At 73.6% G+C, this 20,432-nt stretch carries 19 protein-coding genes and 1 tRNA gene; 5 read left to right on the top strand and 15 right to left on the bottom strand.

The window, feature by feature from the left end:
• Window positions 1–159: 159 nt before the first annotated feature.
• Both galE and galK read left to right on the top strand, forming a co-directional pair.
• Complete coding sequence (galE, locus tag ACN27A_RS25835; RefSeq protein WP_421457187.1) at window positions 160–1,143, top strand: UDP-glucose 4-epimerase GalE; 984 nt, start codon at window positions 160–162, stop codon at window positions 1,141–1,143.
• The gene (gene galK, locus ACN27A_RS25830; RefSeq protein ID WP_421457186.1) at window positions 1,140–2,300 is read left to right on the top strand and encodes a galactokinase; all 1,161 of its coding nucleotides are present in this window, start codon (window positions 1,140–1,142) and stop codon (window positions 2,298–2,300) included. The genes galE and galK overlap by 4 nt, the downstream gene beginning before the upstream one ends.
• 123 nt (window positions 2,301–2,423) lie before the next feature.
• Here the strand turns inward: galK and cysN are convergent, their stop codons facing one another.
• The 9 genes from cysN to ACN27A_RS25785 all read right to left on the bottom strand — a co-directional run bounded on the left by cysN (window position 2,424) and on the right by ACN27A_RS25785 (window position 11,138).
• The gene (gene cysN, locus ACN27A_RS25825) at window positions 2,424–3,749 is read right to left on the bottom strand and encodes a sulfate adenylyltransferase subunit CysN (RefSeq protein WP_421457185.1); all 1,326 of its coding nucleotides are present in this window, start codon (window positions 3,747–3,749) and stop codon (window positions 2,424–2,426) included.
• Entirely contained in the window at window positions 3,749–4,660 is a 912-nt protein-coding gene (gene cysD / locus ACN27A_RS25820) for a sulfate adenylyltransferase subunit CysD (RefSeq protein ID WP_311413708.1), read from the bottom strand. The genes cysN and cysD overlap by 1 nt, the downstream gene beginning before the upstream one ends.
• 81 nt (window positions 4,661–4,741) lie before the next feature.
• Window positions 4,742–5,575, bottom strand: coding sequence for an inositol monophosphatase family protein (locus ACN27A_RS25815; RefSeq protein WP_421457184.1), 834 nt, complete (start codon window positions 5,573–5,575; stop codon window positions 4,742–4,744).
• A gap of 119 nt (window positions 5,576–5,694) precedes the next feature.
• On the bottom strand, window positions 5,695–6,285 hold the full coding sequence (gene pth / locus ACN27A_RS25810; RefSeq protein ID WP_132231500.1) for an aminoacyl-tRNA hydrolase: 591 nt from the start codon (window positions 6,283–6,285) through the stop codon (window positions 5,695–5,697).
• Between the two features lie 105 nt (window positions 6,286–6,390).
• Complete coding sequence (locus ACN27A_RS25805; protein WP_357578994.1) at window positions 6,391–7,080, bottom strand: 50S ribosomal protein L25/general stress protein Ctc; 690 nt, start codon at window positions 7,078–7,080, stop codon at window positions 6,391–6,393.
• 434 nt (window positions 7,081–7,514) lie between these two features.
• Window positions 7,515–8,495: a ribose-phosphate diphosphokinase gene (locus ACN27A_RS25800; protein ID WP_421457183.1), complete on the bottom strand. Its 981-nt coding sequence runs from the start codon at window positions 8,493–8,495 to the stop codon at window positions 7,515–7,517.
• 55 nt (window positions 8,496–8,550) lie between these two features.
• A complete protein-coding gene (gene glmU, locus ACN27A_RS25795) occupies window positions 8,551–10,128 on the bottom strand; it encodes a bifunctional UDP-N-acetylglucosamine diphosphorylase/glucosamine-1-phosphate N-acetyltransferase GlmU (RefSeq protein ID WP_421457182.1) in 1,578 nt (525 codons plus the stop codon).
• A 63-nt stretch (window positions 10,129–10,191) separates the two neighbouring features.
• Window positions 10,192–10,263, bottom strand: a tRNA-Gln gene (locus ACN27A_RS25790).
• 8 nt (window positions 10,264–10,271) lie between these two features.
• Window positions 10,272–11,138 carry a helix-turn-helix domain-containing protein gene (locus ACN27A_RS25785; RefSeq protein ID WP_421457181.1) on the bottom strand — a complete coding sequence of 289 codons (867 nt, stop codon included), beginning with the start codon at window positions 11,136–11,138 and terminating at the stop codon, window positions 10,272–10,274.
• Window positions 11,139–11,273: 135 nt separating this feature from the next.
• Here ACN27A_RS25785 and ACN27A_RS25780 point away from each other — a divergent pair, with 135 nt between their 5' ends.
• Both ACN27A_RS25780 and ACN27A_RS25775 read left to right on the top strand, forming a co-directional pair.
• Window positions 11,274–12,230: an acyl-CoA desaturase gene (locus ACN27A_RS25780; RefSeq protein ID WP_132231507.1), complete on the top strand. Its 957-nt coding sequence runs from the start codon at window positions 11,274–11,276 to the stop codon at window positions 12,228–12,230.
• A gap of 72 nt (window positions 12,231–12,302) precedes the next feature.
• Window positions 12,303–12,992, top strand: coding sequence for a TetR family transcriptional regulator (locus ACN27A_RS25775; protein ID WP_421457180.1), 690 nt, complete (start codon window positions 12,303–12,305; stop codon window positions 12,990–12,992).
• Window positions 12,993–13,004: 12 nt separating this feature from the next.
• Here ACN27A_RS25775 and ACN27A_RS25770 read toward each other — a convergent pair whose 3' ends face one another.
• From ACN27A_RS25770 to ACN27A_RS25745, 6 genes are all read right to left on the bottom strand, one after another.
• Window positions 13,005–13,481 carry a DUF4383 domain-containing protein gene (locus tag ACN27A_RS25770; RefSeq protein WP_151453465.1) on the bottom strand — a complete coding sequence of 159 codons (477 nt, stop codon included), beginning with the start codon at window positions 13,479–13,481 and terminating at the stop codon, window positions 13,005–13,007.
• 224 nt (window positions 13,482–13,705) lie between these two features.
• Window positions 13,706–14,161 carry a DUF4383 domain-containing protein gene (locus tag ACN27A_RS25765; RefSeq protein WP_357578990.1) on the bottom strand — a complete coding sequence of 152 codons (456 nt, stop codon included), beginning with the start codon at window positions 14,159–14,161 and terminating at the stop codon, window positions 13,706–13,708.
• Window positions 14,162–14,276: 115 nt separating this feature from the next.
• Window positions 14,277–16,082 (bottom strand): ABC-F family ATP-binding cassette domain-containing protein, encoded by a 1,806-nt coding sequence (locus ACN27A_RS25760; protein ID WP_421457179.1) that lies wholly within the window; start codon window positions 16,080–16,082, stop codon window positions 14,277–14,279.
• A gap of 172 nt (window positions 16,083–16,254) precedes the next feature.
• Window positions 16,255–17,211: a 4-(cytidine 5'-diphospho)-2-C-methyl-D-erythritol kinase gene (locus ACN27A_RS25755; protein ID WP_421457178.1), complete on the bottom strand. Its 957-nt coding sequence runs from the start codon at window positions 17,209–17,211 to the stop codon at window positions 16,255–16,257.
• A 10-nt stretch (window positions 17,212–17,221) separates the two neighbouring features.
• Window positions 17,222–18,091 (bottom strand): 16S rRNA (adenine(1518)-N(6)/adenine(1519)-N(6))-dimethyltransferase RsmA, encoded by an 870-nt coding sequence (gene rsmA / locus ACN27A_RS25750; protein ID WP_421457177.1) that lies wholly within the window; start codon window positions 18,089–18,091, stop codon window positions 17,222–17,224.
• 51 nt (window positions 18,092–18,142) lie between these two features.
• The gene (locus tag ACN27A_RS25745; RefSeq protein WP_421457176.1) at window positions 18,143–19,060 is read right to left on the bottom strand and encodes a TatD family hydrolase; all 918 of its coding nucleotides are present in this window, start codon (window positions 19,058–19,060) and stop codon (window positions 18,143–18,145) included.
• Between the two features lie 82 nt (window positions 19,061–19,142).
• On the opposite strand from ACN27A_RS25745, the gene ACN27A_RS25740 reads away from it, so the two are divergent.
• On the top strand, window positions 19,143–20,375 hold the full coding sequence (locus tag ACN27A_RS25740) for a hypothetical protein (protein WP_421457175.1): 1,233 nt from the start codon (window positions 19,143–19,145) through the stop codon (window positions 20,373–20,375).
• The last annotated feature ends 57 nt before the right edge of the window (window positions 20,376–20,432 follow it).

Genomic DNA, 20,432 nt, shown 5'->3' with positions numbered 1-20,432 from the left:
GCGCGGCCCCAACGGGCTGCCCGTGTTCAACTCTGTTCGAAGTTGGGGAATCATGATGGAATGGCAAGGTCGCCGACGCGGGGGCGGCCACCGGGCGACCGGCCGTAGGGTGATCACGACACGGGCCGCGACCGGGCGGCCAGGCAGGAGGAGACCGACGTGAAACTGCTCGTCACCGGCGGCGCCGGCTTCATCGGCAGCGTGGTGACCCGGATGCTGCTCGACGCCGGCCACGAGGTGGTGGTGCTCGACGACCTGCGCACCGGTCACCGGGAGGCGCTCGCCCCCGACGCGACGTACGTCGACGCGTCCGTCCACGACGCCGCGCGGGTGCTCACCCCGGGCGCGGGCTTCGACGGGGTGCTGCACTTCGCCGCGCTGATCGCCGCCGGCGAGTCGATGACCAGGCCCGAGCTCTACTGGCACGCCAACACGGTCGGCTCGATCGCCCTGATCGACGCCGTCCGGGCCGCCGGCGTACCCCGCCTGGTCTTCTCCTCCACCGCCGCCGTCTACGGCAACCCCACCGAGCTGCCGATCCCGGAGACCGCCGTCAAGGCCCCCACCAACACGTACGGCGCCACCAAGCTCGCCGTCGACATGGCCCTCACCTCCGAGGCGATCGGGCACGGCCTGGCCGCCGTCTCGCTGCGCTACTTCAACGTGGCCGGCGCGTACCTCGACGGCGACGTCGCGCTCGGCGAGCGGCACGACCCCGAGACCCACCTGATCCCGATCGCGCTCGAGGTGGCCGCCGGCCGGCGGGAGAAGCTCCAGCTCTTCGGCGACGACTACCCGACCGTCGACGGCACCTGCGTGCGCGACTACATCCACGTCGCCGACCTGGCCCGCGCCCACCTGCTGGCGCTCGGCGCCGCCACCGCCGGCCAGCACCGGATCTACAACCTGGGCAACGGCAACGGCTTCACCAACCGGCAGGTGGTCGACGTGGTCCGCGAGGTCACCGGCCACCCCGTGCCGGTCGAGGTGGCGCCGCGCCGCGAGGGCGACCCCGCCGAGCTGGTCGCGTCGTCCGCGCTGGCCCGCGAGGAGCTGGGCTGGGTGCCGCAGAAGCCGACCCTGCCCGACATCGTCGCCGACGCCTGGGCCTTCTACCGCACGCACGTCGTGGGGCCGCGGTGACCGACGACGTCGCGGCCCGCGCCACCGCCGGCTTCCGTTCGGCGTACGGCGAGGCGCCCGCCGGCCGCTGGGCGGCTCCCGGGCGGGCGAACCTCATCGGCGAGCACACCGACTACAACGACGGCTTCGTGCTCCCCTTCGCCCTGCCGCTGCGCACGGTGGTGGCAGCCGCCCCGCAGCCCGGCGACACCTGGACGGCCTGCTCCGAGCTCACCGGCGAGACGGTCGCCTTCGGCGCCGACGAGCTGGCCGGGCCCGGCCGGGTCGACGGCTGGGGCGCGTACGTGGCGGGGGTCGTCTGGGCGCTGCGGGAGGCGGGGCACGCGCCACCCGGCGCGCGCCTGGCGATCGCCTCCGACGTGCCGCTGGGCGCCGGGCTGTCCTCCTCGGCCGCGCTGGAGGCCGCCGTGCTGGCCGCCCTGGTCGACCTGGGCGGGCTGGACCTGCCCGCCGAGCGACGGCCCCGGCTGGCCCAGCGGGCGGAGAACGACTACGTGGGCGCGCCGACCGGGATCATGGACCAGTCGGCGGTGATCCGGTGCCGCGCCGGGCACGCGCTCTTCCTCGACTGCCGGGACGAGTCCGTCGAGCAGGTCCCCTTCGACCTGGCCGCCGCCGGCCTCGCCGTGCTGGTCGTCGACAGCCGGGCCCCGCACCGGCACGCCGACGGCGAGTACGCCGCCCGCCGCGGCTCCTGCGAGCGGGCCGCCGGGCTGCTCGGCGTCGCGGCGCTGCGGGACGTCCCGGCCGACGCTCTGGCCGACGCCCTGGCCCGGCTCGACGGGGACGAGACCCGCCGCCGGGTACGGCACGTCGTCACCGAGAACCGTCGGGTGCTCGACACGGTCGCGCTGCTGCGCGCCGGGCGGGTACGCGAGATCGGCCCGCTGCTGACCGCCTCGCACGCCTCGATGCGCGACGACTTCGGGATCACCGTCCCGGAGATCGACACGGCCGTCGAGGCGGCCCTGGGCGCCGGGGCGCTCGGTGCCCGGATGACCGGCGGCGGCTTCGGCGGCTGCGTCCTCGCCCTCGTCGACGCGGCACGGGCCGACGCGGTCGCCGCCGCCGTCACGGCCGCGTACGCCGAGCGGGGCTTCGCCGCGCCCGGCCACGTCACCGTCCTGCCCGGCCCCGGGGCGACCCGGCTGGACTGAGCACCGACGCGGCTGCCCGCCGGCCGCCCGGCGGGCAGTGGCGGCTGCCGGCCGGGCCCTGCGCCGGGCGCGGTCAGCCCGGCAGGCGACGGGCGGGCGTCGGCACCCGCCCGTCGGCGGGACTCACTGCGCCTCGACGATCATCCCCGCGCCGACCGTGCGGTTGGTGGCCTCGTCGATGATCACGAAGCCGCCGGTGGTCCGGTTGCGGCGGTACTCGTCCGCGAGCAGCGGCACCGTGGTCCGCAACCGTACCCGGCCGATCTCGTTGAGCCTGAGCCCGTCGGCGGACTCGTCGCGGTGCAACGAGTTGACGTCCAGCCGGTAGTGCAGCCCGCGCACGATCGCCCGCGCGGAGCGGGTGGTGTGCTTGATCGCGTACCTGCCGCCGACCTGGAGCGGACGGGTCTCGTCCATCCAGCACACCATCGCCTCGATGTCCTGGGACACCGCCGGGGCGTTGTTCGGACGGCAGATCATGTCGCCCCGGGAGATGTCGATCTCGTCTTCCAGGCGTACGGTCACCGACATCGGCGGGAACGCCTCCGCGACCGGCCCGTCGGCGGTCTCCACGGCGGCGATCCGGCTGGTGAACCCGGACGGCAGCACCATCACCTCGTCGCCCGGCTTGAGCACGCCGGAGGCGACCTGGCCGGCGTAGCCCCGGTAGTCGGTGACCGTGGTCGACTGCGGGCGGATCACGTACTGCACCGGGAACCGCACGTCGACCAGGTTGCGGTCGCTGGCGATGTGCACCCGCTCCAGGTGGTGCAGCAGCGACGGGCCCTCGTACCAGGGCATGTTCTCCGACCGGGCGACGATGTTGTCGCCGCGCAGCGCCGAGATCGGCACCACCGTCAGGTCGGGCACGTCGAGCTTCGCGGCGAACGCGGTGAACTCGTCCGCGATCCGCTCGAAGACCTCCTGCGAGAAGTCGACCAGGTCCATCTTGTTGACGCAGAGGACCAGGTGCGGCACGCGCAGCAGCGAGCAGAGGAACGCGTGCCGGCGGGACTGCTCGACCAGGCCCTTGCGGGCGTCCACCAGGATCAGCGCCAGGTCGGCCGTCGACGCCCCGGTGACCATGTTGCGGGTGTACTGGATGTGCCCCGGGGTGTCCGCGATGATGAACTTGCGCCGGGGGGTGGCGAAGTAGCGGTACGCCACGTCGATGGTGATGCCCTGCTCGCGCTCGGCCCGCAGGCCGTCGGTGAGCAGCGCCAGGTTCGTGTACTCGTCGCCCCGGGCCGCGCTGACCGCCTCGACGGCGGCGAGCTGGTCGGTGAAGAGCGACTTCGTGTCGTAGAGCAGCCGGCCGATCAGGGTCGACTTGCCGTCGTCGACGCTGCCGGCGGTGGCGAAGCGCAGCAGGTCCATCGGCCGGGGCTCCGGCACGGCCCCGGTGGCGGCCCGGGCGTCCGTGGTGTCCGCGACGGTCTCGGTGGTCATCAGAAGTAGCCCTCCCGCTTGCGGTCCTCCATGGCGGCCTCGCTGACCCGGTCGTCTCCCCGGGTGGCGCCGCGCTCGGTGATCCGGGTGGCGGCGACCTCCTCGATGACCTTCTCGACCGTGTCGGCGTCGGAACGGACCGCCGCCGTGCAGGACGCGTCGCCCACCGTCCGGTAGCGCACCCGCGCCTTGAACCGGTCCTCGCCCGCCCGGGGGCGGAAGAACTCGTTGACCGCGTAGAGCATCCCGTCGCGCTCGACCACCTCGCGCTCGTGGGCGTAGTAGATCGACGGCAGGGCGATGCGCTCGCGCGCGATGTAGTGCCAGACGTCCAGCTCGGTCCAGTTGGACAGCGGGAAGACCCGGATCGACTCGCCCGGGTGGTGGCGGCCGTTGTAGAGCGACCACAGCTCCGGGCGCTGGTTCTTCGGGTCCCACTGGCCGAACTCGTCGCGGAAGCTGAACACCCGCTCCTTGGCGCGGGCCTTCTCCTCGTCGCGGCGGGCGCCGCCGAAGAGCGCGTCGAACCGGTGCTTCTCCACCGCGTCCAGCAGCACCGGCGTCTGGATCCGGTTGCGCATCCCGTCGCCCGACTCCCGCACCAGCCCGCTGGCCAGCGCCTCCGGCACGCTCGCCACCACCAGTTGCAGCCCCAGCTCGGCGACCCGCTGGTCCCGGTATTCCAGGACCTCGGGGAAGTTGTGCCCGGTGTCCACGTGCATGACCGGGAACGGGATGTTGGCCGGGGCGAACGCCTTCTGGGCCAGCCGGAGCATCACGATCGAGTCCTTGCCGCCCGAGAAGAGCAGCACCGGCCGCTCCATCTCGGCGACCACCTCGCGCATCACGAAGATGCTCTCGGCCTCCAGCGCGTCGAGGTGCGACACCTGGTAGGCGGCGGGGGCGGTCATGACACGGGCTCGCTTCGCTCGAATCCGCTCATCGATATTCCAGACCTTTCCGGTCGGGCATGCCAAGAAGTGCCGCTCAGGCTACCCGGAATGACGCTGCAACGCTGCAAGCAACCGACTGGCGAGATCCTCGCGGCAGACCAGCAGGTCCGGCAGGCGTGGATCCGCCTCGTTGTATCTCAGCGCAGAACCGTCGATCCGGGAAGCGTGCAGCCCGGTGGCCGTCGCCACAGCGACCGGCGCGGCCGAGTCCCACTCGTACTGGCCGCCCGCGTGGATGTAGGCGTCCACCTCACCGGTGACCACCGCGGCGATCTTCGCCCCGGCCGAGCCCATCGGCACCAGGTGCGCCCCGACGTCCTCCGCCAGGTCGGTCAGGAACACCGGCGGCCGGCTCCGGCTCGCCGCCAGGCGGATCGTCCGCCCGCCGGGCGCCGCGGTCGCCTCCGGGGTCAGCTGCGGGTACGCCGGCGGATAGTCGGTGCCCAGCACCCGCTGCTGCGCCGGCAGCCCGACCGCGCCCGCCACCAGCCCGTGCGGCGTCGGCGCGTCCCGCGCCCAGAGCGCCACGTGCACCGCCCAGTCCGAACGGCCCTCCTCGGCGAACTCCCGGGTGCCGTCCAGCGGATCGATGATCCACACCCGGTCGGCCGCCAGCCGGGAGACCGCCTCGGCGTTCACCTCCGCCGCCCAGGCCAGCCGCGAACCCTCGTCCTCCTCGGAGAGGACCGCGTCACCCGGCCGCCACTTCGCCAGCTCGGTGCGGATCAGGTCGTGCGAGACCTTGTCGCCCGCCGACTTCAACGCCCCCGCGTCGGCGAAACCCATCTCGGACCGCAGGCCGAGCAGCGCCTGACCGGCCCGGGCCGCCAGCCACCGGGCGAAAGCGCCGTCGATCATCGGAGGACTGCCCATGACTCCTGCTCCCGTCGCCTCGCCGTGCTCCGCACCCGGCACGCCGCCGACGAGCCGCCCCGACGGTCGCGTCGCGCCGAAAGGCGAAGACTACCGGCCCCCGGCGCCCGACCCGGCCCTCACACCCCGTGGTAGAGGTTCTGCGTCGGCTCCACGCCCCTGGTGATCACCGACTCCACCACATCCGCGGCCCGGTCCACCAGGAACTCCAGCTCCTTGCGCTCCGCCGCGCCGAAATCCGACAGTACGTAGTCCGCCGGGTCCTGCCGCCCCGGGGGCCGGCCGATGCCGAACCGCACCCGGACGTACTCCTTCGTGCCCAGCGACTTCGACATCGAGCGCAGGCCGTTGTGCCCGCCCTCGCCACCGCCGCACTTCACCCGCACCTGCCCGTACCCGATGTCCAACTCGTCGTGCACCGCGACCACCCGGCCCGGCGGCACCTTGTGGAACTGGGCCAGCCCGGTCACCGGCCCGCCGGAGAGGTTCATGTACGTCAGCGGCTTGACCAGCACCAGCTTCGGCCCGCCGAGACCGAGCCGCCCCTCGGCGACCTCCGCCACCGCCCGCTTGTGCCGGCCGAACCTCGCGCCGAGCCGGCCCGCCAGCAGGTCGGCCACCATGAAGCCGACGTTGTGCCGGTTGCCGGCGTACTCCCGACCCGGGTTGCCCAGGCCGACCACCAGCCACGGCCCCGTCTCGTCCGTCACGCCCCGCCCCTCCCGCTGCTCGCCGTCACCCGCCCGCCCGGACACCGATACGCCGACAGGCGCCCCCGACCGCGCGGGGACGCCTGTCGCAACGATGCGAACCGATCAGGCCTCGGTCTTCGCCTCGGCGTTCTCCTCGCCCTCCGCGGCCGGAGCCTCGGCGGCCTCGGCGGTCTCCTCGCCGACACCGGCCTCGGCCTCCTCGGCGGCCTCCTCGACCTCGGGGAGGGTGGCCTCGAGCTGCTCGGCGGTCGGCGCGGCGGTCACCGAAGCGACGGTCTGGTCCGCGTCGGCGGCCAGCTCGACGCCGGCCGGCAGCTCCACGTCGCCGGCGGTGACCTGGGTGCCGGCCTCCAGGCCCTCGATCGAGGCCTCCAGGTGGTCCGGCACCTTGGTGGCGTCGGCGGTGACCGACAGGGTGTCGTGGTCGTGCACGATCAGGGTGTCCCGCGCGGCCTCGCCGGTCAGCTGCACCGGGACCTCGACGGTGACCTTCTCGCCCCGGCGGACCAGCAGCAGGTCCACGTGCTCGAAGGTGTCCTTGATCGGGTCGCGCTGGATCGCCTTCGGCAGCGCCAGCACCTGCGTGCCGTCGCTGACCTCGATCGCGAAGAGCTGGTTGGCGCCGCCCTTACGGATCGCGGCGGCGAACTCACGCGACGGCAGCGCGATGTGCTTGGGCTTCTCGCCGTGGCCGTACAGCACGGCGGGCACCTTGCCGGCCCGGCGGGTACGACGGGCACCACCCTTGCCGAACTCGGTACGGGGCTCGGCGCTGATCTTTACCTCGGACACGGGAGAACTCCTGATGCTTTCGCTGCGGCGGCTTGTCGTCTGGCGGTGCTGGGGCGAGGGGCTCGCTGGGGCTCATGCGTCGAGAACGACTGCCCGGAGCACCGCGTCGATGACGGTGCCTCCGTGCGGCGCTTCGCAGCGGCCCGCCGGGCACCCTCGCCGTGGCAACCGCACCAGTCTACCCGAGCTGATTCCGCGCGTTCCGGCAGTCCCCTTATCACCGTTCCCGCAGGCCCGCAGGGCGATTTGGACCTGCCCCGCCGGCACCCGCCGCCGGGCGCCGCGCGACGCCGCCGGAGGGCGACCGCCCGGCCGCCGGGGCGGCCCGCCGCCGACCGGCCTCCCCGCCGCCGACGGGTCAATGCGACGCCGCCGCCGGGGCGGTCGACGCCGGACCGGGGGCGGCGGTGCCCGCCCGGCCCGGCGTCAGACGGTCAGCTCAGGCCGCCGAAGAGGGTCGTCACGGAGCCGTCGTCGAAGACCTCGCGGATCGCCCGCGCCAGCAGCGGCGCGATCGACAGCACGGTGATCTTGTCGAGCTGCTTCTCCGGCGGCAGCGGCAGCGTGTTGGTGACCAGCACCTCGCTGATCGGGGCGTTCTTCAGCCGCTCGGTCGCCGGGTCGGAGAGCAGCGCGTGCGTCGAGGCCACGATCACGTCGGCCGCGCCGGAGGCCCGGAGGATGTCCGCCGCACCGCAGATCGTGCCACCCGTGTCGATCATGTCGTCGACGATCAGGCAGACCCGACCCTCGACCTCGCCGACCACCCGGTTCGCCACCACCTGGTTCGGCTTCAGCGGGTCCCGGGTCTTGTGGATGAACGCCAGCGGGCAGCCGCCCAGCCGGTCCGTCCACCGCTCGGCCACCCGCACCCGGCCCGAGTCCGGCGCGACCACCGTCATCGGGCGGCCGGCGTACTTGTGCTGGACGTACTCGGCGAGGATGTCCATCGCGAAGAGGTGGTCGACGGGGCCGTCGAAGAAGCCCTGGATCTGCGCGGTGTGCAGGTCGACGGTGAGGATCCGGTTCGCCCCGGCCGTCTTCAGCAGGTCCGCCACCAGCCGGGCCGAGATCGGCTCCCGGCCGCGGTGCTTCTTGTCCTGCCGGGCGTACGGGTAGAACGGCAGGACCACCGTGATCCGCTTTGCCGAACCGCGCTTCAGCGCGTCGATCATGATCAGGGTCTCCATGACCCAGGTGTTCACCCCGTGCGTCACGGACTGCACCACGAAGGCGTCCGAACCGCGCACCGAGTCCTTGAACCGTACGAAGATCTCGCCGTTGGCGAACTCGTACGCGTCGGCCGGCGTCGGCGCGACGCCGAGCACCTCACCGATCTCCTTGGCCAACTCCGGAAAGCCACGTCCGGAAAAAAGCATCAGGCTCTTGCGGTTTTCGGCGACGATGCTGCCCATGGGCCCGTCTGCTCCCGTTGGTCGGTGGTACCCGGCGGTGGTGGTGGGCCGGGGACTATTCGGTTGCAGTATCCCCCGCGCCCGGGGCCGACCTGACCGGCTCGGCATCCCCGTGGATTGCCTCACCTTCACTTGCCCCGGATCCCGGCGCCGACGCACCCTCATCCGCTGCCTGGGCCCGCGCGGCCGCCTCGGCGGAGACCGTGCCCGCGCGCTTGCGGGCCACCCAGCCGTCGATGTTGCGCTGCGGCGCACGGGTCACCCCGAGCGCGCCCGCCGGCACGTCCTGCGCGATCGCGCTGCCCGCCGCCACGTACGCCCCGGGACCCACCTCGACGGGCGCGATGAGGCTGGTGTCGCAGCCGACGAACGCGCCCTCGCCGACGGTGGTGCGGTGCTTGTTCACCCCGTCGTAGTTCACGAAGATCGTCGCCGCGCCGATGTTGGCCTTCGCGCCGATCGTCGCGTCCCCCACGTACGACAGGTGCGGCACCTTCGCGCCCGCACCCACCTCCGAGTTCTTCACCTCGACGAACGTGCCGACCTTGGCCTTCTCGGCGAGCCGGGCGTCCGGCCGCAGGTACGCGTACGGCCCGACGCTGGCGCCCGCACCGACCTCCGCGCCCACCGCGTGGCTGCGCAGCACAGTCGCGCCCGGGCCGACGACGGTGTCGATCAGCGTCACGTCCGGCCCGACCACCGCGCCCGTGCCGACCACCGTGCCGCCGCGCAGCTGGGTGTTCTGGTCGACCACCGCGTCCCGGTCGAGGGCGACCGTCACGTCGATCCAGGTGGTGTCCGGGTCGAGCAGGCTGACCCCGGTGCGCATCCACGCCTCGTTGACCCGGTCGCGCAGCAGCCGGCGCAGGGCGGCCAACTCGACCCGGTCGTTGCAGCCCAGCGTCTCCACGTGGTCCGCCGCCACGTGCACCGCCACCGGCTCGCCGGCCGAGCCCAGCAGGGCGAAGACGTCGGTCAGGTACTCCTCGCCCTGGTCGTTGTCCGTCGACAGCTTGCCCAGCGCGTCGCGCAGCCGGGCCACGTCGAACGCGTAGATGCCGGCGTTGATCTCGCGGATCGCCCGCTGCGCGGGGGTCGCGTCGCGCTCCTCGACGATCTGCTCCAGCCGCCCGTCGGTGTCGCGCACGATCCGGCCCAGGCCGGTCGGGTCGGGCACCTCGGCGGCGAGCACGGTCGCCGCCGCGCGCGCCTCCTCGTGCGCCGCCACCAACGCGGCCACCGTCTCCGGGCGGAGCAGCGGCACGTCACCGTTGATCACGACCACGGTGCCGGTGGCGTCCGGCGCGGCGTCCAGCGCGATCCGGACGGCGTGCCCGGTGCCGAGCTGCTCCGCCTGGAGCACCGGGGTGGCGTCGGGGGCGATCTCCGCGAGGTGCGCGCGGACTTGGTCGGCGCCGTGCCCCACCACGACCACCGTGCGGTCCGCGGCCAGCGGAGCGGCGGCGGCGAGCACGTGGCCGACGAGGGTACGACCGAGCAGCGGGTGCAGCACCTTGGGCAGCGCCGACTTCATCCGCTTGCCCTCACCGGCGGCGAGCACGACAACGGTGCGGAGGTGGGGCTGGGACACGACACGGGCTCCCGTCGGGACGGCTGACAGTCTCGCGGCCATGCTAACCAGACGGCGAGCCGCCGTTCGGCATGGCCGCACGAATGCCGTGAGACGCGGTGTGAGCTGGGGTGCCTGGATTCGAACCAGGAGCTCAAGGCTCCAAAGGCCTGCGGGTTGCCGTTACCCCACACCCCATAGAAATGTCAAGCTTCGCGAACCGGCATTGACGGCTCGCCTAGCCCGACGGTCTGGAACAGCTCGGCGATCATACCTTCGATCCGCCAGTAGAGCTCGCGGCTACGCGGCACGGTGATCACCAGGCAGCCACGATAGTCGTCCCCGACGTTGCGCCGCAGCGTGGCCGGACGGTGTTTCTTCAGGTTGGCGCGCTGGAAACGACCAACCGGCAGATCGAGCTTCCGGGCCCACCATTTCAGCGCCGCGTCGAGGTCGGCCGTCTCGTGGATGCTGATGCGATAGCTGGGCACGGCACGGTCGACCCCGCACACCTCGAGAAAACGCAGGAAGAGCGCGAGCAGCCCCGGATCGCTGTTGACGAACTGGAGGCGGTCGTCCCGCCGCCACGGCTTGGACTTCGTCCCCTCGCACCAGTAGACCGCCGCACCGAGGAGCAGGAGATCCCGGTCGGCGAGGGAGCCCACCAGGCCGGCCGCGCGCACCTGCTCCGCAGCCCGGGCCGCGTCGCGGGCCTTCCGAGGCGCCGACCACCGCGCCTCGTTCATCAGCGCCGCGTGGGCCCGGCGCCGCTCAGCGCCCGCCCCCTCCTCGGCCAGCGGCAGGTGCCTGACCCACTGGTAGGCGGTCGACTTCGCCACGCCGAGCTGGCGGGCGATGTCGTTGACGGAACACCCCTCGGCGCGCAGCTCGACCGCCGCCGCCCTGAGGTCGTCCTTGGCATTGGGTCGACGGGTCCGCTCGGGCGCCGGCACGTCCCGGAGTAGGTCGTGGATCCGGTTGCGTCCGAGCCCGGTCCGCGCCCGGATCTCGCGGACGGAGAGCTGCTCGACGGTGCGCAGCCGGCGTACCTCGTCAGCCAAGGAATCGTCCATGAGCAGCACTTTAGAACGGACGTACGACAGCACCAGACATTCATCCCTGACGCTGTCCCATGCGCCCCGCGAGCGCCTAAGTTACGGTGACGTAGGCGTAACTACGTGATCACTCCGTCCCTCTGCGAGGTGCCCATGTCCGCTACGTCCCTCGACCCCGCCGCCGGGCCGAAGCCCCTCACCCAGGGCACCCAGTCCCGGGGCATCCTCATCGCCCTCTGGGCGTTCGTGGTGATCCCCTTCCTGGCCCTCGTCGCCGCCGTACCGGTCGCCTGGGGCGGCTGGCTGAGCTGGACCGACGTGGCCGTCGCCGGGTTCTGGTACGTGCTCTCCGGGCTGGGCATCACGGTCGGCTACCACCGGTACTTCACGCACGGGTCGTTCAAGGCGAAGCGCTGGCTGCGGATCGCGCTGGCGGTGTCCGGCTCGCTGGCGGTGCAGGGCGAGATCATCCAGTGGGTGGCCGACCACCGGCGCCACCACGCCTTCTCCGACCTGGAGGGCGACCCGCACTCGCCGTGGCGGTTCGGGGAAAGCGTCCGCGGCCTGACGAAGGGCCTGTTCCACGCGCACGTCGGCTGGCTCTTCGGCCGGGAGCTGTCCAACCGGAGGCGCTTCGCCCCGGACCTGCTCGCCGACCGGGACATCAGCCGCGTGGACCGGCTGTTCCCGCTGCTGGTGGTGGTCTCGGTGCTCGGTCCCGCGCTGATGGGCGGCCTGCTCACCTGGTCGTGGCGGGGAGCGCTGTCCGCGCTCTTCTGGGCCGGCCTGGTGCGCATCGCCCTCCTGCACCACGTGACCTGGTCCATCAACTCCGTCTGCCACGTCTACGGGGAGCGGCCGTTCGCGATGCGCCAGGGCGACCGCGCGTCGAACTTCTGGCCGCTGGCGATCGTGTCGTTCGGCGAGAGCTGGCACAACCTGCACCACGCCGACCCGACCAGCGCCCGGCACGGCGTGCTGCGCGGCCAGGTGGACATCTCGGCCCGGGTGATCTGGCTGTTCGAGAGGCTCGGCGCGGCGTGGGACGTGCGCTGGCCGAAGCCCGAACGCATCGCGGCGAAGCTCGTCGCACCCGCCACCGGCCGGTAGCGCGGTCGATGGGCACGGAGGCCGCCTGGCAGGATGGGCCGGGTGACCGAGCGCCGGCGGAATGACGAGAACATGGCGGATGTCCCTGGCAACGACGGCACGACCGGCCGGCGGCGGGCGGTTCCCGCCGCGCCCCCCAAACCCTCCTCACGCGTACGCATGTCGGCGGCCCAGCGCCGGGAGCAGCTGATCTCGATCGCCCGGCAGATCTTCGCCGAGCGCGGCTTCGACGCCACCTCCATCGAGGAGGTGGCGGCCCGCGCGAAGGTCTCCAAGCCGGTGGTCTACGAGCACTTCGGCGGCAAGGAGGGGCTCTACGCGGTGGTGGTGGACCGGGAGGTCCGCGCCCTGCTGGACCGGATCACCACGGCCCTGACCGCCGGGCACCCCCGCGAGCTGCTGGAGCAGGCGGCGCTGGCCCTGCTGACGTACATCGAGGAGGAGACCAGCGGCTTCCGGGTGCTGGTGCGGGAGTCGCCGGTGCTGTCGGCGGCGGGCAACTTCAGCAGCGTCATGAACGACGTGGCACACCAGGTGGAGCACATCCTGGGCGCCGAGTTCTCCAGCCGGGGCTACGACCCGAAGCTGGCCGAGCTCTACTCGCAGGCGCTCGTGGGGATGGTGGCGCTGACCGGCCGCTGGTGGCTGGAGGTGCGCAAGCCGCGCAAGGAGACGGTGGCGGCGCACCTGGTCAACCTGGCCTGGAGCGGGCTGTCGCACCTGGAGGCCAAGCCGAGCCTGATCACGGTACGGGGTCGCTGACCCCGACGTCGGTCAGCGGCCGTGGGCCTCGGAGACCGGGTGGTGCCGCAGCCGCCGTTCCTCCTCGGCGTGCTCGTCGGTGCCGACCTTGTCGTACAGGCCGGTGCCGAGCAGGAGCAGGCCGAAGAGCATCGACACGATGACCGTGGACATCGAGAAGTTGAGGAAGTTGGCCTCGGTCTGGAGCACGGACATCATGAGGACGCTGGTGACCAGGAAGACGACCCCGGCGGTCAGGTTCATGTAGTGGCCGAGGTTGCCGCGCCGGGACGCGCCGACGATGAGCACGATCCCGAAGGCGACGGAGGCCAGCGAGAAGGCCAGGTTGGTGCGGAGCCCGAGGGCCCAGTTGTCGCCCCGGTCGAAGAGCGGGTCGCCCGCCGTCAGGGCGACGCCCCAGACGCCGAAGACCAGGATGTAGAGCCCCACCAGGCCGGCGAGGACCCGGTAGACCGGCCGCGCCGGATGGTTCACGGGAAAGTGCGGCATGACCCCTCCACAGTCAGGACATTCGCCCCGATTGTCCCCTGGAAGAGGTCGCCCGTCCGCCAAACCGCCCGACGAGAGGCGCAACCACGAAGGTCCCACCCCACCGGGCAGCAGCGGCCGGGCGGAGCGGGACCACGACAGGTTTTCGCCGGAGCCCGACCCGCGCAGGGATCAAGCCCGACCGCCCGGAGCGGGTCGGGCTCCGGCGAAAACCCCACCACCACTCAGAGCACGAGCCGGGCCTTCTGCCAGGCCTCCTGCTCCTCGTCCGTGCCGACCTTGCCGTACATGCCGACCATCAGCAGGACCAGGCTGACCACCATCAGCGCGATGACGGTGAAGATGCTGAAGTTGAAGATGTTGGCCTCGGTCTGGATGAAGGCGAGACCGGCGAGGCTGATCACCATGATCGCGTACGCCAGCCACTGGTTGATCATGACGTCGATGTTGCGGCCGATCGCGGTGCCGGCCAGCACCGCGGCCCCCAGCAGGGCGCTGAGCAGCGAGAAACCGAGGTTCGTGCCCTGGCCGAGGACCTGGGTGTCATCCTGGGCGAGGGCCTCGTTGCCGGCACTCGCGATGATGCCGAGCACGCCGAAGGCCACCAGGTACAGACCGGTCAGCCCGCCGATCGCCCGGTAGACCGGCCGCGCGGGGTGGTTGACGGGGGTGTGGGCCATGTCTGAGTCTCCAACGCCGTTCGGGTGAGGGGTCGCCGACGATTGTCCCGCACCCCGGGGTGTGACGCCGCACACGGGGGCCTCCGGTGTGCGGCGCCGCGACCAGGGGGGCGACTCAGGTCGCCGGGATGTCCTCGGCCAGGGCCAGCCAGGACTCCTCGGTCCGCTCCCGCTCGGCCCGCAGCTCCTTGAGCTGGGCGTCGAGTTCGGCGACCTTCGCGTAGTCGGTGGCGTGCGTGGCGAGCTGGTCGAGCAGCGCCGCCTCCTTCTGCTCCAGCTTGGCGACCTGCCGTTCCAGCCGGGCCAGTTCCTTGCGGGCCTGCCGCGCCTCGGCGGCGGACATGCCGGTCGCGGCGGGGGTGTCGGCGCCGCCCCCGGGGGCCGTCTCCGGCATCGCGGGGCCGGGTTGGCCGGCGGCCCGGGCGAGGTACTCGTCGACGCCCCCGGGCAGGTGCACCAGCCGGCCGTCGCCGAACATCCCGTACGCGACGTCGGTGACCCGCTCGATGAGGTACCGGTCGTGGCTGGCCACGATGACGGTGCCGGGCCAGGAGTCGAGCAGGTCCTCCAGCGCGGCGAGGGTGTCGGTGTCCAGGTCGTTGGTGGGCTCGTCGAACAGCAGCACGTTCGGCTCCCCGGCGAGCAGCCGGAGCATCTGCAACCGGCGACGCTCGCCGCCGGAGAGGTCGCTGACAGGCGTCCAGAGCCGCCGGTCGTCGAAGCCGAAGACCTCGGCGAGCTGGGCGGCGGAGACCTCCCGGTCGCCGAGTTGCACCCGCCGGGCGACCTCCTCCACCGCTTCGAGCACGCGCAGGTGGCCGGGGAGTTCGGCCAGCTCCTGGGAGAGGAAGGCCGGCCGGACGGTCGAGCCGGTGGCGAAGCGCCCGTTGTCGGGGCGGGTGATGCCGGCCAGCATCCGCAGCAGGGTGGTCTTGCCCGCCCCGTTGCGGCCGAGGACGGCGACCCGGTCGCCGGGGCCGACCTGCCAGGTGACGTCGCGCAGGATCTCCTTCGGGCCGGCGTGCAGGGTGACCTGCTCCAGGTCGTACACCTGCTTGCCGAGCCGGGCGGTGGCGAGCCGTTGCAGCGACATGGTGTCGCGCACCGGCGGCACGTCGGCGATGAGGGCGTTGGCGGCGTCGATGCGGAAGCGCGGCTTGGAGGTGCGGGCGGGCGGCCCGCGCCGCAGCCAGGCGATCTCCTTGCGGAGCAGGTTCTGCCGGCGGGCCTCGGTGGCCGCGGCGACCCGCTCCCGCTCGGCCCGGGCGAGGGTCCAGGCGGCGAAGCCGCCCTCGTACGCCCGGACGGTCTGGTCGGCGACCTCCCAGGTGGTGGTGCAGACGGCGTCGAGGAACCACCGGTCGTGGGTGACCACGACGAGCGCGCCCTTGCGGCCGACGAGGTACCTCGCCAGCCAGTCGACGCCGCCGACGTCGAGGTGGTTGGTGGGCTCGTCGAGGATGAGCAGGTCGGACTCGCGGACCAGCAGCGCGGCCAGCGCGACCCGCCGCCGCTCGCCGCCGGACATCGGGCCGACGGGCTGGTCGAGGCCGAGGTGGGGCATGCCGAGGCCGTCGAGGATGGCCCGTACGCCGGCGTCGCCGGCCCACTCGTGCTCGGCGCCCATGCTCTCGCCGAGCCAGGCGGTGCCGAGCACCACGTCCCGGACGGTGGCCTCGGGGGCGAGCTGGAGGCTCTGCGGCAGCCAGGCGACCCGCAGGTCGCGGCGGTGGGTGACCCGCCCGTCGTCCGGTTCCTCGATGCGGGTGAGCAGCCGCAGCAGGGTGGACTTGCCGGCGCCGTTGAGGCCGACCACGCCGATCCGGTCGGCGTCGTCCAGGCCGAGCGAGACGTCGGTGAGCAGCGGCCCGGCGGCGCCGTAGCCCTTGGACACCCGGTCCAGGTTGACGATGTTGGCCACGACCTCACCTCCCATGATCAAGGCGTCCCGGTGCCGGTCGGCACCTGGGACGCCTGAGCTTCCAGCGTACGCGGACCGCCCCGCCGCCCGCCGGGCGCGGGCTCCACCCGGCGCCGCCTGGAGAGGGCGGTACCCGGGGCCGGGAGCGCGGGATCGGGGCGGGGTGGGCCGGTCAGGCGATGCGCGCGCCGGGGACCGGGCCGTGCGCGGTGCGCGCCTCGCGGCACACGTCGGCGGTGGCCAGCTCCGCGGCGATCCGCTCGGCGTCGGCGGCGTCCGCCGCGAGGAAGACGCAGGTCGGCCCCGAGCCGGAGACGATGCCGGCCAGCGCGCCGGCCGCCTCGCCGGCCTTCAGCGTCTCCGCCAGCGACGGGCGCATGGCCAGGGCGGCGTCCTGGAGGTCGTTGCCGAGGGCCGCGGCGAGCACCCGCGGGTCCCGCTGGCGCAGCGCGGCGAAGAGCGCGTCGGTGCTGCCCAGCGGCTCACCGGCGGTGCCGGCCGCGCGGAGCCGGTCCAGTTCCCGGTAGGCGACCGGGGTGGAGAGGCCGCCGTCGGCCACGGCCACGACCCAGTGCCAGGTGGTGGGGCGGGCCAGCACGGGGCTGACCGACTCGCCCCGGCCGGTGCCGAGCGCGGTGCCGCCGTGGATCAGGAACGGCACGTCGGAGCCGAGGTCGGCGGCGATCCGGGCCAGCTCGTCGCGGGACAGCCCGGTCCCCCAGAGCGTGTCGCAGGCGACCAGCGCCGCGGCCGCGTCGGCGCTGCCTCCGGCCAGCCCACCGGCCAGCGGGATCTGCTTGCGCAGGTGCAGCCGGGCGTGCGGCGGCACCCCCGCGTAGCCGGCGAGGGCGCGGGCCGCCCGGATGGCCAGGTTGGTGTCGTCCAGGGCCAGCTCGCCGGCGCCCTCGCCCTCCATGGTCAGGGTGAGCGTGTCGCCCCGGCGGGCGGTCAGCTCGTCGTGGATGGAGATGGCGTGGTAGACGGTGTTCAGCTCGTGGTAGCCGTCGGGGCGCAGCGGTCCCACCCCGAGGTGCAGGTTGACCTTGGCGGGCACCCGGACCCGCACCGGTCCGCTGGCTCCGCGCCGCCGCTGCTCGTCCTCGTCGTCCGGTCCCCAGGCCTCGGTCACGGGCGTCAGCCTACTGCGCGGCGGGTGGGGCGGCCGGAGCCGACGCGGCGATGGCGGCGAACTGCTCGACGGTGAGCGACTCCCCGCGTGCGCCGGGGTCGACGCCGGCGGCGGTGAGCGCGTCGGCGGCCCGGTCCGCGCCGCCGGCCCAGCCGGCCAACGCGGCGCGCAGGGTCTTGCGGCGCTGCGCGAAGGCCGCGTCCACCACGGCGAAGACCCGTTCCCGGGGTACGTCGGCGCGGGGCGGCTCGCGGCGGGTGAAGGCGACCAGCCCGGAGTCGACGTTCGGCACCGGCCAGAAGACGTTCGGCGGGACCTTCCCGGCGGCGCGGGACGAGGCGTACCAGGCGAGCTTGACCGACGGCACGCCGTACACCTTGGAGCCGGGACCGGCGACGAGCCGGTCGGCGACCTCCTTCTGCACCATCACCAGCCCGTGCCGCAGGCTGGGCAGCTCGGCGAGCAGGTGCAGCACCACCGGCACGGCCACGTTGTAGGGCAGGTTCGCCACCAGCGCGGTCGGCGCGGGTTCGGCCAACTGGGCGGCGCGGACGCGCAGCGCGTCGGCGTGGTGCACGGTCAGCCGCGCGGCGTCGGGCCCGGCGTGCCGGGCTGCGGTGTCGGGCAGCGCGCCGGCCAGCGTCGCGTCGAGTTCCACGGCGTGCACGTGCGCGGCGGCCGGGAGCAGGGCGAGGGTGAGGGAACCGAGGCCGGGACCGACCTCCAGCGCCACGTCGTCCGGGGCCAGCCCGGCGGCGGTGACGATGCGCCGGACGGTGTTCGGGTCGTGCACGAAGTTCTGGCCGAGCCTCTTGGTGGGGGTGACGCCCAGCCGGGCGGCCAGTTCCCGGATCTCCGCCGGGCCGAGGAGACCGGTCACGCCCCGTAGCCTATGCGGCCCGCCGTAGGTGGAAGGAAGGGGCCCTTCCTCTCACCAGGGGCCGAAGGCGCGGTCGCCGGTGGCGGAGACGGCGGCGCAGAGCTCGTCCAGGTCCGTGCCCGTCGTCTCGGCCAGCGACCGTACGGTCAGCGGGATCAGGTACGAGGCGTTCGGCCGGCCCCGGTGCGGCATCGGGGTCAGGTAGGGCGCGTCGGTCTCCACCAGGATCTGCTCGACCGGGGTCAGCGCGGCGGCCTCCCGCAGCGCGGCGGCGCTGCCGAAGGTGACCGTGCCGGCGAAGCTGAGCAGGTAGCCCCGGCGGACGCACTCGCGGGCGAAGTCGGCGTCGCCGGAGAAGCAGTGCAGCACCACGGTGTCCGGCGCGCCCTCGTCGTCGAGGATCCGCAGCACGTCGGCGTGCGCGTCCCGGTCGTGCACGACCAGGGTCTTGCCGTACCGCTTGGCGATGGCGATGTGCGCCCGGAAGCTCTCCTCCTGGACGGCGCGTCCCTCCTCGCCGGTGCGGAAGAAGTCCATCCCCGTCTCGCCGATCCCGCGCACCCGGTCGCGGGCGGCGAGCGCCTCGATCTCGCGCAGCGCCTCGTCCAGGTCGGGCAGGCGGGGGGCCTCGTTCGGGTGCAGCGCCACGGTGGCCAGCACGGCCGGGTGGTCGGCGGCGACGTCGGCACCCCAGCGGGAGGAGGCGACGTCCACCCCGACCTGCACGAGCCGGTCGACGCCGACCGAGGCGGCGACGGCCACGGCCACGGCGACCGGATCCCTGTCGGCCGGACCGCCGTCCGCAGGCGACCACGGGGGCACGCCGGCCTCGCTGACGGTGATGTCGAGGTGGGTGTGGCTGTCCAGCACGGGGCGGGGCAGCGGCTCGGGCACGGGCGGGAACTCCCCGGCCCGGCGGGCGGCGCGCTGCTTGCGGGTTTCGGTGGGCTCGCTCATCGCGGCCAGCATCACACACCGCCGGTGGCCCGCGTCGTGGGGACGCCACCGCCTGTTCACCGGGACGGCACATCTCGCGCCTAGCGTCGTCGGCGTGACCATCACCCCTCAGGCCAGTGGAAACGGCCCGCGTGTGACGTACGGGGGCGTGGTGTACCCGGCGGAGGAGATCGCCCGGGGCGCGGCGTACGAGCTGTTCAGTGCCGAGGAGGCACCCGGCTTCGAGTGGGCGCCCCGGCCCGGGGCCACGCTGCCGTGGCGCAGGTTCGTGCACGCCACCGAGGTCACCGTCGTGCCTCCCGTGGCCGATCCGGGCGACGAGGCGGAGTCCCCGCTGCTGGTGCCGCTGCACCGGGAGCGGGGCTGGGCGTACGTGCAGCAGCTCAGCCAGCAGCCCGCGGCGGCCGGGGATCCGACGCTGGCGGCGGTGCGCGACTCCGCGGTCATCCGGCGGGGCACCCGGATGGTGAAGGTGCTCTCCGCGCGGCAGCTCGCCGGTTACGTGCGCGGGTGGCTGCCGCACGGTTTCTGCTACCGGGAGCACGACGTGGCGCACCTGCGTACGCCGTCGGCGACGGCCGTGCTGCGCACCGACGGCGCGGACGGTCCCGACGGCGCGGACGTGACGTACGCGCTGCGCTGGCGGGCGGCCGACCCGGCCGACTACGACGTGCCGGTCGGCGCGGAGCACCGAGGGCTGACCGCGCTCGCGCCCCGGGACCGGCTGGGCGGGGCGGTGCTCGGCACCGGTTTCGTGCCCAGCAGCGCCCAGCTCGTCCCGGAGTTCGTGACCCGGGACTTCGCGGACCTGCCGATGCCGGCGAACGCCACCCTGCTCGCGTACCCGGCCGACGGCGTGGAGGTGGTGCTCTACAGCTACCAGGCCGAGCAGCGCGGCTGGCTGCGGATGGCCGGCCCGCAGTGGCGGCACCTGCTGGCGGCGGTGCCGGGGCTGTCCCCCGACCAGGAGTACGTGCCGACCGGCGAGGCGCCCCGCTCCACGCGGCTGGTCGGCGGCTACGCCGGCGGCGAGTACGAGGCGGTGGCCGACCAGCCGGGCGGGTTCCGGGTGCTGGCGATGACCCGGGCCGCCCGGTACCCGGTGGAGTCGGCGGCCCGCCGGCTGCGGCTGGCCGACTGGCGGGGTGTGCCCTGCCTGGTGCTGCGGGAGGAGTCCGGGTGGTTGCGCCTGCGCCTGCGTCGGCCCGGCCCGGACGCGGTGGCGGAGACCGGGGCGCAGTGCCAGGAGCGGGGCGTCCACGAGACGTGGGCGCCCGCGTCCGAGGTCACCGACGACCGGGTGGTGGACCTGCCGTACGCGCTCTGATCAGGGCCGGGCGCCGGTTCCGGGCGGCATAACCCCGGGTGGGGTGGGAAAGCGCGG

Source organism: Micromonospora sp. WMMD737 (assembly GCF_049179055.1).
Taxonomy (GTDB): domain Bacteria; phylum Actinomycetota; class Actinomycetes; order Mycobacteriales; family Micromonosporaceae; genus Micromonospora; species Micromonospora reichwaldensis.
Note: the sequence above shows the minus strand (reverse complement) of the source record. Positions and strands in the feature narration are given on the sequence as shown.

Excerpts from the sequence above, each read along its gene's own strand:
- cysN (WP_421457185.1), bottom strand. The coding sequence starts at position 3,749 with ATGACCACCGAGACCGTCGCGGACACCACGGACGCCCGGGCCGCCACC.
- cysD (WP_311413708.1), bottom strand. The coding sequence starts at position 4,660 with ATGACCGCCCCCGCCGCCTACCAGGTGTCGCACCTCGACGCGCTGGAG.
- ACN27A_RS25815 (WP_421457184.1), bottom strand. The coding sequence starts at position 5,575 with ATGGGCAGTCCTCCGATGATCGACGGCGCTTTCGCCCGGTGGCTGGCG.
- ACN27A_RS25800 (WP_421457183.1), bottom strand. The coding sequence starts at position 8,495 with ATGGGCAGCATCGTCGCCGAAAACCGCAAGAGCCTGATGCTTTTTTCC.
- glmU (WP_421457182.1), bottom strand. The coding sequence starts at position 10,128 with ATGGCCGCGAGACTGTCAGCCGTCCCGACGGGAGCCCGTGTCGTGTCC.
- ACN27A_RS25785 (WP_421457181.1), bottom strand. The coding sequence starts at position 11,138 with ATGGACGATTCCTTGGCTGACGAGGTACGCCGGCTGCGCACCGTCGAG.
- ACN27A_RS25780 (WP_132231507.1), top strand. The coding sequence starts at position 11,274 with ATGTCCGCTACGTCCCTCGACCCCGCCGCCGGGCCGAAGCCCCTCACC.
- ACN27A_RS25775 (WP_421457180.1), top strand. The coding sequence starts at position 12,303 with ATGGCGGATGTCCCTGGCAACGACGGCACGACCGGCCGGCGGCGGGCG.
- ACN27A_RS25770 (WP_151453465.1), bottom strand. The coding sequence starts at position 13,481 with ATGCCGCACTTTCCCGTGAACCATCCGGCGCGGCCGGTCTACCGGGTC.
- ACN27A_RS25765 (WP_357578990.1), bottom strand. The coding sequence starts at position 14,161 with ATGGCCCACACCCCCGTCAACCACCCCGCGCGGCCGGTCTACCGGGCG.
- ACN27A_RS25745 (WP_421457176.1), bottom strand. The coding sequence starts at position 19,060 with ATGCTGGCCGCGATGAGCGAGCCCACCGAAACCCGCAAGCAGCGCGCC.